Origin of the sequence: Paenibacillus sp. JGP012 (assembly GCF_014203995.1) — a bacterium.
In the GTDB taxonomy this organism is placed as follows: Bacteria; Bacillota; Bacilli; order Paenibacillales; family Paenibacillaceae; genus Paenibacillus; species Paenibacillus silvae.
The window spans coordinates 58,294-71,550 of the sequence record NZ_JACHKG010000008.1; the positions used below are offsets into that span (position 1 = coordinate 58,294).

Here is a 13,257-nt window from a genome sequence, read left to right on the forward strand (position 1 = left end):
GAACGGAGCGAAACTTAGTTGAAACATTCTAAAATGAAGAAGTTTGTGAATATTATTCTTATCTTTTCAGTAGTGCTAAGTCTTTTCGGAAACTGGATACCGGCTACTACATATGCAGAAGAGCAAAATGAACAAGATGTTTCTACAGGCCAAAATCCTTCTCCCCTGGAGTCCGTTTCTCTTATTGCAGATCAGTTTGACAGGTCAGAAGGCTTTATACAAGGTTACCTCGATCAGGGCTATACGTTGAATGAAGTGATTTCAGCTCTTTATAAAGCTAGAGACGAAAAGATTGGATTTGATGAAGCCTTGCAGGCAGTACGCCCGCAGGAAGTTAATGAATCCGCTACGGTCACGAGTGATGTTTATACGGATTCCGCTGTAGCTAAAGAAACTCCAATTACGGGTGTGGAAGCCGATCAATCCAGCATTATGCAGCGGTATGAAACGTTCGCAGTGGAAGAGGAACTGACTACCCCGCCAGATACCGACCTTGAGAAAGAAAACGAACCGAAAGAAGAGGAAGACAAAAAAGCTGAGGGCGAGGAGAAAGAACAGGTTGATCCAGATGATCAAGCAGAAGGTGAAAAAGAGCCTGAAGAATCAGCACCACCGACAGAAACTACAATTGATGATGAAAACGCCCCTCAAACGAATCAGGATGTAGGTCAAGAACCGACAGTACCTTCAAGCGAAAATACTTCTACTCTTGAAGGAAAGCCGGCTGTTGAGTCCAAGGAAACACCCTCATCACAAGGAAGTGCAGAAAGTGTATCTCCTACGTCGATGGAATCGAAGTCAGAACCGAAGAATATCTCGGAAAAAGCATCCAAATCTGTGGCTGAAAAGGGACAGATTAAGGAGAACAATGACGCTTCAATTACGAATGAAAAGCAATCCGATTCATCATCACCATCGAAGCAAAAATCAAAATCAGAAGTAAAACCACTTGCAGGAGAAACAAGTATCCCAGATCCAGGGAAACATATTGCAGAAAAAGCACCAGTATATAGTAAAAAGTCGTTTAACGAGGCTCCTTATAGCGTAGGTGAAAACGGAGAAACCATTTCGACTATGAGTGGTGGTCTTATGTTAGAGCATGTCGATGCGTCTTTGCCTGGACTTGCGGGAATGTCCTTTTCATTGGAAAGGCAATATAACTCGAATTCAGCTCAGTTTTATGATCCGGCCGTGGGAACGAATACATATGAGTATCCGGTCTACAATTACTTTCTCACCTATCAGGCAGTGAAGAAAAAAATTATTACCAAATATCATGTCAAATACAAACTTAACAAGTGGGTTCAAGAAGATTACAATGGCGACGGTATAAAAGATAATGACACGATCGTGGTGGAAACACCGACTATCCTGCAAGGTACGTATTCGACCGAAGCAGATGCTCGGAAAGCGGCAAGTACACAAATTGCATTTTGGAATCCATCGGAAAGCCGCACAGAACAACAAACCCGTAGTGGAAGTCTGAGTAGTCTACCTTCGAGTATAAGCTATAACAGTGGTGGATTTAGCGGAACATTAAATAAATCAGGTAGTGCTCAAGTCATTTCTGGCCAATATCAACCAGCGCGTACAATTACTGCTCCAACACAGACGTGCACGAACTCCATTCCAGGAAAATATGACTCCAAAGGTGTTTGGACTCAGACAGGTTCAGGTAGCCCATGTCCAGATACGAAAACAGCGACCGTTGAGGGCAAAACGATTACGCTTACCCGTTCCTCGGTGACGGCTACGAAAGCTTGTCCATCACCAGATAAATCGGTAGCGAACTATGTATGTACCAAAACATGGGAAGCACGTTATAACGGGTCCGTATCCATTCCAGAATCAGACACCCGAGTATATTCCCAATCTTATATCGGAAGTGTCGTTAAGCCTGGGCAATATTCTCAACAGCGTTATGATTCTTGGGTTGCAGGTAAGGCTCCATATCAGTATCGTTATGCTTATTCCGTGCGAGAGCAGCCTTGGGTAGAGCAGGAAATTACGGAAGGTCCGGCTGAATCGATCACCCTTTACACGGATGGCACACCTGACTGGTCTGAGGTAAATAATTTAAAAAGTAATGTGAATAGTAATCCCGGAATGGATATCTCTGCTTCAATGGAGGACAGAAGTTATAATTATTACTTGGCCTCTAATCCATCAGCGGAAATTCGAGCTTATCAAATCGGTAGCAACTTTGATGTAACATACTTTAACAAAACAGTTCCTGCTGCTGTAGATAAACGGGCACCTCTCGGCAAAGGGTGGTCTTGGAAACTCCCGTACATCGAAACTGAAAATAACAAATCGTATGTGGTCATGACAGATGGTGGACGCTACGAAATTGTAGGTAATACGCTTAAAGGTTATGATTGGGAAGGAATCACTATTAGACCGGATACTACAGTTTCGGTAGGGAGCGATGTATCTGCGCAAGTCATTGTTTCAACGGATGGATTGAGTAAACAGTATTTTACTTCAGATGGACGTTTGTTAAAGTTATCGGATTCTCGAAATAATGATATTGAATTCTTATACGAATTTAATTCATCCTATCAAAGTAAGCTGTTAACCTCTGTGAAAGATGCACTTGGCAACACGATTAAAATTTCATACACGCCATCTACTGTGACGATCACACAAGGTGAGCGTACAGTCACCTATAACAAACAAATAAAAAACGGTGTAGAATTACTTGATTCTGTAATTGATCCACTTGGACGCAAGACGACTTATGCTTATAAACTCGCCGATGCCAAATTTAATTTGCTTGGATTTAGCCCAGAGCGTGCCGTTCTTAACCCCTACGCATTATTAACCGGGGTACAACATACCACTGGAGCCAAAACGGTATATGAATACGAAAATGCACCAGTGCGTCGTTATATTGGTCCAGACTCTTTAAATGAAGCGTACCGTGTACTGACTCGCAAAGACCAAGTCGTGTATGAAAATGGGAAAGTTGAGGACTACAATCGACAAACTTTAAGTTATACATCTGATCTAGGGGCAAGCTATGGTCAAAATGCTACGTTTAGCTCGATAATCAGTAACGGTTTGACTGAAAGTCAGTCAACGTATCGTAAAGTATTTGTGAATAATGATACATCGATCGCATTTTATAGAGACCGAACTGTCGTCAGCGCTGAAGGGCGTGTGGAAACGTCAACATATACGTATGGCAAAACCGTAAAAAACCGATCCTTTCCGGTCACTGTACCTACAGTAACTACTGTTAAAGATAATAAAACAAACGATTCTTTGACCACTACTGTACAATATGACGATTACGGCAACGTAACGTCGATGACGGATTCAACTGGAAAAACCGTAACCAGTACGTATGACGGTACACATCAATGGCTAACTGGTGTTACTGAAATGGTAGATCAGAGCAATAAAAAAGTTACAACGCTCACGCGTAATGAGCAAGGGGATATTACCGGCATTGTCAGTCGGCAGGGAAGTAATAGTGGTGAGCTCTTGCACCAATCGAATTATACCTATGATACCTATGGCAACGTTCTGACCCAACGCATTGCAAATGATACACAGGATCAAGTAACTACCGTGGAGTATGATAGTAGGTACCAGCAAGCATATCCAACTCGAACAAGTATTGCTGTGACAGACGTCGACGGTAAGTTAAGTAACATATCAACAGGAGCTCAATATAGCCCGGCAACGGGACAATTAATTAGTTCAACCGATGCGGAAGGTCGGACCACTCGTTATCAGCAAGATGCTCTGGGTCGAACCATTGAAGTCGTTCAAACAGATGGGAGTGTGTTACGTGCCAATTACGATGACATCGGCAATAAAATCACGGTTACCGATGAAACCGGGCAGCAACGCGTAACCCAATGGAATGCACTCGGCCAACAAATCGAGTCTGGGTATTATTCTGGAGGAAACTACGTGGTCAATAGCCGTACAGGATACGACCCTTACGGACGTACCATATGGTCTGATGATGCGTTAGGTAATCGGACTCGAGTACAGTATGATAGTTGGAACCGTATTATTTCTAGTACCGGAGCCGATGGTGTTGCCATTAACGCACAGTATAATGATGCAGCACGGAGTGCAACGACAACCGATGCCGAAGGATACGCTCGTACTCAAACCTCGGATATGTGGGGCAACCTCTTGCAGGTGCAAGAGAAAACTCAACAAGAGAACTCATGGCGTACGATAGAGAAAAATAGCTATGATGTCATTAGCGGTAACTTGCTAGAGCAAACGGATGGTAATGGGAATACGAAGCGCTATACGTATGATATTCTCTCTAGGCTCACCAAGGTAACCAGCCCTAACGCGGAACAAACGACATACACGTATGATCGTGTAGGGAATCTCATCCAAACCACGGATGCCGCTGGTCAAGTTAAAAAACATCGCTATGATGAAATGGGACGCCGGATTCAAACCACAGACAAGTTAGGGCAGTCTACACGGAGTCTCTACAACCCAGACAGCAGCCTTAGCCAATTTGTAGATCGTAATGGAAATACCTTTACGTACGCTTATGATGCTCGTGGTAATCTGGTGAGCAAAAGTAGCTCGGAAGAAACGATTCGATATACCGTGGATCTTGTAGGCAAACGTACAAGCATGGTGGATCAGACCGGAACAACGACCTACCAGTACGATCCGGCAACCGAACAGCTCACTCAAATTAGCTATCCGGATGGCATGGCTACAGCCTTTACGTATGATTTGAACGGGAATCGGGCGTCGATGACCAACCCGTTTGGGATAACAGTCTACTATGCATATGACACGATGAACCGTCTAACATCTGTAGGTACAACGCCAGATCGTCTAGATGCGCAGTACAGCTACTACTTGAATGGATTAAGCAAAGAAGCGGCATTACAGAATGGCGTGCGTTATGCTAAACAATATAATGGTCTTGATTTGATCGAACTGTCACAAAAGAGAAATGAAGTGACACTGCAAAACTATGGCTATCTTTATGATAATAATAAAAACATAGTGTCACTCAATCAGGTTGATTCCAAGGATACATTTACGTACGACAACTTGGATCGGGTATTGACCTCAAGTGTGAATAACGAGGCTTATCAATACGACAAACAGGGCAACCGCTTGACTCTGGCATCCGAAGCGGAATCTAACATCTCAGATACTTCCTATACGTATGATCTAAGAAATCGCTTGACGAATGTGCAAAAAGGCGACAAGCAGGTTGGTTATACGTATAATGGCGATAATCTGTTAGTTGAACGATTGGAACATGGCAAAACTACACGTTACTACTACGATGATCGTGCACAAATTATTGCGGAAGCTGAAGTAAGCAATGGTACCCCAACGCTGAAAGCCAGCTATATCCGGGGAGAGAAACTGGAAGCAATCCAGTATGCGGATGGCAGTAAGGCATATGTGCAAGTGAACGGACATGGGGATGTGACAGAGCTTCGTGATGTAAACGGAGAGGTTCTCAACCGCTACGTGTACGACATTTGGGGAAATATACAGTCCAAAGAAGAGAAAGTACACAACCCGTTCCGATATGCGGGTGAGTTATGGGACGACACGACTGAACTGCAATATTTGAGAGCTCGTTGGTATAATCCTGCTGAAGGTCGGTTTCTGAATGAGGATGCGTATAACGGCGAACTCGATGATCCGCTGACCCAAAATTTGTATACGTATGTGCTCAATAATCCGTTACGCTATGTCGATCCGACCGGGAACAAACAATGCGAAGGAGCAACGACGTGTGACGGTGATCCGGTCGAAACGAAGTTACGGAACTTCATTTACAACAAACTTCAGAATGGTTCGTACAATAATGTGGATCAATTCGCCTACGATATTGGTACATTAACCATTCATATTGAGCAGAAAAAAGCAGGTTTAATTTTTGATGCAAATACTCGAGATTTGTATCGTAATATGGCTAAATTGGCAGTATATGGAGCAGATAATGAAGCTCGAACTTACGGACAAGTTGATATGGGGAATCTAGCAGCGCTATTTTTTGTAGGATCAGTAAAAGGGGCCGCCTCCAATGTTCTTAGCGGAAAGTTCAATTCTTGTAACTGCTTTGTTGCAGGAACCAAGGTATTAACTGCCGAAGGAGAGAAAAATATCGAGGACGTTGAAGTTGGGGATCAGGTTCTTGCAAAGTCGGAATATGATTCTGAAGGAAATTTGGCTTACAAAGAAGTTACAGCTTTATATCGTAACCAACGTGATGATATTATTAAGTTGCATGTAGGAAAACAAATCATTGAGACAACGAACAATCACCCGTTTTGGGTAGAAGGTAGAGGTTGGGTTTATGCTGATGAACTTCACCTTGGCGACAAACTTCAAAAGGCTGATGGAACTAATTTAACGATTGATGAAGTAGAGTTTATTAAGCTCGATAAGCCAGTAACAGTATATAACTTCACGGTTGAGGAGTTCCATACGTATTATGTAACCAATTTAGGAATTTGGGTGCACAATACGAATTGCTTTGAAGGTTGGATAAAACGTGATACCTATGGGGCGATTGTAGATCGGTTTGGAAAAGATGCAGCAAATAAATTTAGTAATGCTATGAAAAAAGGCTTGGTCTCTGCTCAAGGTGCTAATGGGGTGAAATTGCTCGCTGGGGATGGTGTGAAAGTTGGTAATAAATATTTTAAATATGAAGTTAAGATTAAAGGTCAATATGGCGATTGGCGTTTATATGGTAATTTTGACAAAAAATCAGGTCAAGTAGTATTTGATTTATTTGACAAAGGTAAACATTAGACAAGGGGGATTAAATGCCTATCGATGAGCTTAAAAAGTGGATAGTCGAACAAGAGGTTGAAAAGAGAACATTAGAAGGATTTTGGTTAAACTTAGACAACTATCAACGAGAAGATTCTGATGAGTTCAACCATTTTTTTAAGAATTTTAGTGAAGATAAGCTTGATGTTAAAATAACTCAAATAGCATTGATGCTAGGGGATTACCCTGAATGTAATCATAATCATGTAATATCTTATGTTCCAATAATCTATAATGGAACAAGAATAGGGTTATATCGATTGTTATTTACGTTGGACGGAAAAATTGATGATGACTATTTTACTATCGAATAGCAAAGCATTATTATCAAACTTTAACCTTGAGGCTACAATCCTCAAGGTTTTTTAGTGTATAAATACACACTAAGGTAGAATTCAAATATATAAGTTGTTTCGTACAATTAATCACAGTTATCATCTGATACACAATTTGAATACCTTACGTATAACTTCACGGTGACCGAGTTTAGTGAATGTACATTTGGAGAAGTGGAAGAGATGTTCTATCGTGTGGATCAGTCCGTTCCCTTGACATCTACAGAGAAAACCAGGTCAAGGTAAGTCCTGCTGTTAGGAAAACGGTTCAGGAACTTGCGCAGCACTTGTTTTTTGAGAAGTTTGCTTCTAAAAAAGCAGATCGCAATCGGTATGTAGATGAGCAACTGATCTGGCAGTTCATTGCTTCAGCCTCTAACCAGGACATAGATTTCAGTGGGTCAAGTTTAAACAAGTTCATTTCGAACTTGGAAGAGGTTCCAACCCCGGTGACGAAGTTGATCGAGCAGAAGGTAGATTTTATGGATGCAGCTTTTCGTAATTGGGATCAAGCCAAACGCAAGGTTTTGAAAAAGGTTCACGTAGGAAGCCTATTTCAAGTAGTCGACTATGCAATTCAACATGACTGGTCTGAGGATCATTTTGGAGCATGGACACAATCGTTTTTGATTGATCTATATTCCGTGGATACAGCGTATGGTCAGCTTTGTCAGAAAGGTGCGACAAGCAGAGCGTTCATCGAAAAAAGAATTAGTTTAATGATAGCGGATATGGAGCAGTTTCCGTTACATACGGAGTTGCCTATGTCATAATTGAAGGAGTTTGCGAAGAGAGTCGCCACATGAAAATGCACGACTCTTTTATCAGTCCAAAAACTGCTGAAACATATTCCACAGTGAAAAGTGTATTGCATTTTCCGGAATGGGGATTAGAAGGCATCTGATGATATTCACCAAGAGGATTGCAGGGGCATTTGCATAACCTACTAAAAACATGATTGAATTTGGAATATAATGTAGTAAGTATAAAAAATTCGTCGTATAATGTAGTAAATTCACAGTTTACAGAAGTTTGTAATGAAAAATACTGAAAAATAATAATCTTATTTTTATAAGTAGAGCTATTAAAAGGCATGGCATTGTTTGTATTTCTATTTTTGGAAAGCAGGAAAATATATGACCACTAAAAGACAACATTACGTTCCGAGATCTTACCTTAAATTATTTGCAGATTCAAAGAGTAAATTAATGTATTTTGATAAAGTTCAATCTAAAACGATTTGCAATGTTAAACCAGAAGGTGTTGCAGTTGAAAAATATTTCTACAATTTGGATGATGAGCTCATTCTAGAAGCTAAAAAGGAAGCAGAGATACTAGGTTCTCCTACTGCAAGTTTTATAAAAAAAGAATTTCTTGAAAATTATTTTGCTGGGCTGGAGGGAGGAATATCAAAGGTGTTTGAGGTAGTTAATCAGAAGTTAAATACGCCTGATATAATCCAAAAGCAGTTCGATGAAGTATTCACTGAAGAAGAAAAAGTAGGGTTGTCAATTTTCATTGCACTTCAAAGCATTAGAACTCCTGCTTATAGGGAGTTAGGAGCGAAATTTGTGTCATCAATAGATCAGAATTTAGGAAGATCATTTGACGATGTAGACGACAATGTAAAATTATTAATGCAACTGAGTACAGGGACGCTTGAAAGAGTGGGTAAGCATTTACTGGATAATTTCGATTGGAGCTTAGCTATCATTGGAGAAGAAAAACAAGCGAAGTATGCTGCTGTTAGAATTAGTTATGTAACCGACGAATTCTTGATTTCAGATAATCCTGTTGTAAATTTTGTTCATCTTTCTGAGAACAAGCAGGAATCTTACAGAGAGATGGCTTTGCCCCTGACACCAAAGCATCTACTAGTATTGAAAGATAAAAATATCCCTTCTAAACCTGAAAAATCGATTTACACTATCAGTGTAAATGACATAAGGATTTATAATGAATACCAATGTCGTTTTTCTTCAAGAAAAGTGATATATCACAAAAAGAGCAATGAGAAAAAAATAAAATCATTTTTCAATAGTTATCCTCGTAGTTACACACATAACAGTGGATCATTTTGTGTTTTAGGTTAATTATCTTGTCTTAAGTAGAACTGAACCCAGGTCGTGTTTAGAGGAGGGATAGTAAATTGCAGTATTATCAATGAACGATCTTGTAAAAGAGCAAAGCGTAAATCACTGGTTCTTATACACGGTCATCATCAATTTGTTCTCGAAAGGATGGTGCAGAAGATTACATAAACAGAAATGTCAGAGTTAATTCGGATACCAGGTTGGAAGAAGATGAACTAGCACAAAGAGCTGCCAATATTGTACACGGTTTGAATGAAATTCTTCCAATTTTGCAGATTATGAGTTAGTTCAGATAGTTGGGATTACTTTTGCTAATGCTTATGATCGGGGGATGGAACAAATGATGAAGGTTCAACTAACAGAATTTCAAATTATTGCTTTGTTGATATTTGCGCCAATAGTATTTTTGGTTGCAGCAACAGGAAATGCGATAAGCTTGGCAGTAGTATGTTTTCTTCTACTGCTGATCAACGCTGTTTACCCGACAGTTGTCATGGTATTCTCGGAAAGAAGGTATGGTAGAGGAATCGTTTACAATAGGCTTTTTGGTGTGATTGAATTCCATCTAACGAGGACCCAAAATTGGGGGAACTTTGCTAAAAAAGTCTCAAGGCTAAGGAGAGTAGCCAAAGAATTGAATAAACCTGTTCTCTTCTTAACGAATCATTATGAAGAGACAAGACTGAAAGAATTAGCGGAATCATTTAAGTTTGATATCGAAATTAAACCTGCAAATAAGCTCCAAAAATTTGTATACCTGCTTAACTCACATATAGTTACGATAGGAATGGATGATAAACGGTCGTATCCGGTTCTTAGGTGTGTAGTGAGATTTAGATAATGACGAGCATCCTACCCATAAATTAATATAATTCCATTGAAAGGAGGAAATGCATTGCAGATTGCTATGTATGAACAGAAACGAATTTCTCTTACTGAGGAGTTTCCTAAATTCACAAGTAGAGAAATAGCTATTGATCAAATTAAAAAGAGGGGGCAAAAGCGAGCATACACCTGTCCCTTCTGTGAAGAATTTCTGACTTTGCGTGCTGGTAGTATGAATGAACCTCATTTTGCTCATATAAGAGGCAAGTCATGTTTAATGTCTCAAGCCTATGAGCAATATGAAAAACAGATCAATAGAGAATCGTCCAACCATTCAGTTATTAGAGACGTGATTTATGATGATCTAAGTACACAAGGGAAATACAAACCTGATCTTAAAGTCGAACATGGTTTCCAAGCAAAATTAAAAGAAAATTGGAAAATTGTACCCGATATTGTAGTTAAAAAAGGATCTCAAGAGTTTGGAATATCTATACTTACAAATGTACATCAGAAGGGTGACGAAAATCTTGTAAAGTTAATTCGAAAAAGACAAAAATACTTTAAAGAAAAAGAACTAGATGTTATCTGGTTTGTTGAGGACAGAGAATTAAGTGTTGATTTAACATATCGTGTATTGTTTCTCTGGGAATCTGAAATTTTACTTACAAGTAAAACTCCTTGGGATTGTAAGTGGGAGAATTTGGTTCATGAACTGTCAATTAACGATACATATCCTTTACATGAAGTGTTTAATTACCACGGAAGAACAGAACTAACAAATGATGTACGCAGCCTTTACTATGTAAATTCTAATCAAGATGAGATAACATTCTCTGTTTATCGAATGATCTTAGATGAGTTAAACTCACCTTATAGAGCATTTGCTATATCAACAGGATACAATATTCAGCTATCGGAAGCCCTTGTAATAGAAGATCAACTACGGTTAGCAAATGATGATTTAGAAGAACGTCATATGGCACTTTTTAGATCTGATTTTGCTAATGCCCTCCATATTATGATGCAAGAATACAAAGAAACCTATGTACCAAATATTATTCAGAAGTCTGCTTCACTCTCACCCCAAACGAGAGTTGCTAAACAGAAAACAGTGAGAAAGATTAAAGAAGATCTGGAAGTGGTTCACTGGGATGATGGTACAGTATCTTATCTTATAAATAAATTAAAGAGAGGTTACATCACAGAGGAGGATGTTATAAAGCTAGAATATTATCTGAGACATAACCGAGAACTGGTTGTTTTTAAAGGATGGGAACTTCGGGATATACAAGCAATGGCAACTTCTGCACTAGGTAGAATAGATGATCCAAAAGTAAGGATTCATTTAGTTGAGATTGAAGAATTATAAACTTTATACAGATTTATTGAAGAAATCGTATCAAAATATACTGGATGATGATTTTAAAGGGGCCAGGTTAGCCAGGCACCCTTTTTTGTTGTTAAAAGTTAATGAAAAATTCTGCGAAATTCAATTGATTAAGTATTTTCGCATAAAAAGCATTGACCAATGGTAGAATAATCCATATGATTACCTATATAGATAATAAAGACATAAAAAATGGATTTTTATCAGTGGAGGTGAAATCATCCTTGGAAGTGATAACTCAAAAATCAATTCGGGAAGAGTTGTTAAATTACATAGAAGAAAATCAAATGCTTGTTTATCATTTTGCTGAAATATCGGGTATAAATTCTGGAACTCTGAGTCGCTTTATAAATGGTTCTCAGCTCATTCCGATCAAAGCTCTTGATAGAATGACATACACAATGGGACTTGAAGAGGGCACTTTTTATGATTTATATGTAGATGAGCTGCTGATTGATCCATCAACAGATTGGAGAAGGTTACGGCCGTTTCTAATTAGATGCTCACAGTTAAATAAGCTAACCTGTATTGAAAAAATTGTTGATCTTATGTTGGAGAAGTCTTACTATATTTCTTCGCTATTTGATTTTGCTGAATCTTTGTATGATGAAGGCAATACAGCAGCATCACTTCTTATCTATAAAAAAGTCTCAGAAGGAGAACGTTACCAACACGCCGAAAGATTGGCCGTGTGCCAGTATAGAATCTTTAAATTATCACTTGGGGATGATCAGCAACACAATTATGAGCTTGCTCTGGTATTTGAGCCTTTTGTCAAAAGGCTAAGTGAATTTGAACAGTTAGATGCATTGAAAGATCTTGTTAACTTGTATGTTTCTTTGCAGAAGTGGGAAAAGGCAAAACAACTAAGCACTGAAATGGGACGAATAGCTAGAATACAATACGATTTAAAACATCAAAGAACAGGCAATAAGGTGAAATTAATTGCTCCCAAGAAAATGCTGTTTGGATATATTTTGTACTCACATTTGATATTAGGTACAGTTGCTGAAGAGGCTCAAAATTTTAATCAAGCTTTTTATCATTTAGAAAAATATGAGGATCACAGTTGGATCGTTGAAACTGATGCTGCTGCTGAACATACTAAGAAACAATTTTTAGTCTGGGCCACTGCTAATAGAATGCTTTATAGAATAATGACAGGGGATATCGATCTTATTGATAAGTATGTTGATTCTCTGGCTAGCAATGATAACGAAATACTTTTAGGCCTATTCAAAATTGTTAGAGCAGCGTTGAAATATTCCTGTAATATCGACCACATTTTAGAGCGTTATCATGAAATGATTCATAATCAGGTAATCTCCCAAAAAGGGGTAGGAACGTACACCTCGCAAGTAATTAACGACAGATTTGTAATTTTCTTAGCTGATTTAGCTGAATATTATATTAGATCTCTGCGCCCTAGTATTGGTATAATCTTTGTGTTAGATAGTTTGGCAATATCTGCTAAACTAAATAATGATACTTATCTGGTCAGATGCTTCTGCTTATTTGAGAAATTGAGGCATTTAGCGACAGAGGATCAACTTGATAAGTATAAAGCAATTTTAAAGGAGGTAGAATTAGTTATATGAAGAAGATGAAGATCATTTCTTTGGCTGTGACTTTAGCGATTTTGGTAATTGCTCCACTTAATCAGGTATCAGCTGATAACAACGAAGTTATTCCAAAAAAAGATATTTCCATAATAAAAACGAGCTCACACGGTGCTGGCGGTTGGTAAAAACAGAATAATAATGTCCAAAACCTCCTGGGATGGAGGTTTTTTTAAATTGTCTTTTTTGTATAA

8 protein-coding genes are annotated in these 13,257 nt (G+C 38.9%); all 8 read left to right on the plus strand.

Going from position 1 to position 13,257, the window contains the following annotated elements; translation table 11 throughout:
* Positions 1 to 18 precede the first annotated feature (18 nt).
* The 8 genes from HNR77_RS12400 to HNR77_RS12435 all read left to right on the plus strand — a co-directional run bounded on the left by HNR77_RS12400 (position 19) and on the right by HNR77_RS12435 (position 13,191).
* Positions 19 to 6,780 carry a polymorphic toxin-type HINT domain-containing protein gene (locus HNR77_RS12400; protein WP_184184428.1) on the plus strand — a complete coding sequence of 2,254 codons (6,762 nt, stop codon included), beginning with the start codon at positions 19 to 21 and terminating at the stop codon, positions 6,778 to 6,780.
* 14 nt (positions 6,781 to 6,794) lie between these two features.
* Positions 6,795 to 7,115: a hypothetical protein gene (locus HNR77_RS12405; RefSeq protein ID WP_184184431.1), complete on the plus strand. Its 321-nt coding sequence runs from the start codon at positions 6,795 to 6,797 to the stop codon at positions 7,113 to 7,115.
* A gap of 308 nt (positions 7,116 to 7,423) precedes the next feature.
* The gene (locus HNR77_RS12410) at positions 7,424 to 7,909 is read left to right on the plus strand and encodes a hypothetical protein (protein ID WP_184184434.1); all 486 of its coding nucleotides are present in this window, start codon (positions 7,424 to 7,426) and stop codon (positions 7,907 to 7,909) included.
* A gap of 363 nt (positions 7,910 to 8,272) precedes the next feature.
* Positions 8,273 to 9,229, plus strand: a complete 957-nt coding sequence (locus tag HNR77_RS12415; RefSeq protein WP_184184437.1) for a DUF4238 domain-containing protein — start codon at positions 8,273 to 8,275, stop codon at positions 9,227 to 9,229.
* A 340-nt stretch (positions 9,230 to 9,569) separates the two neighbouring features.
* Positions 9,570 to 10,070: a hypothetical protein gene (locus HNR77_RS12420; protein ID WP_184184440.1), complete on the plus strand. Its 501-nt coding sequence runs from the start codon at positions 9,570 to 9,572 to the stop codon at positions 10,068 to 10,070.
* 54 nt (positions 10,071 to 10,124) lie between these two features.
* Positions 10,125 to 11,426 (plus strand): competence protein CoiA family protein, encoded by a 1,302-nt coding sequence (locus tag HNR77_RS12425; protein ID WP_184184443.1) that lies wholly within the window; start codon positions 10,125 to 10,127, stop codon positions 11,424 to 11,426.
* Positions 11,427 to 11,668: 242 nt separating this feature from the next.
* The gene (locus HNR77_RS12430; protein ID WP_184184446.1) at positions 11,669 to 13,042 is read left to right on the plus strand and encodes an XRE family transcriptional regulator; all 1,374 of its coding nucleotides are present in this window, start codon (positions 11,669 to 11,671) and stop codon (positions 13,040 to 13,042) included.
* Positions 13,039 to 13,191, plus strand: coding sequence for a hypothetical protein (locus HNR77_RS12435; protein WP_184184448.1), 153 nt, complete (start codon positions 13,039 to 13,041; stop codon positions 13,189 to 13,191). Before HNR77_RS12430 ends, HNR77_RS12435 begins: the two co-directional genes overlap by 4 nt.
* The last annotated feature ends 66 nt before the right edge of the window (positions 13,192 to 13,257 follow it).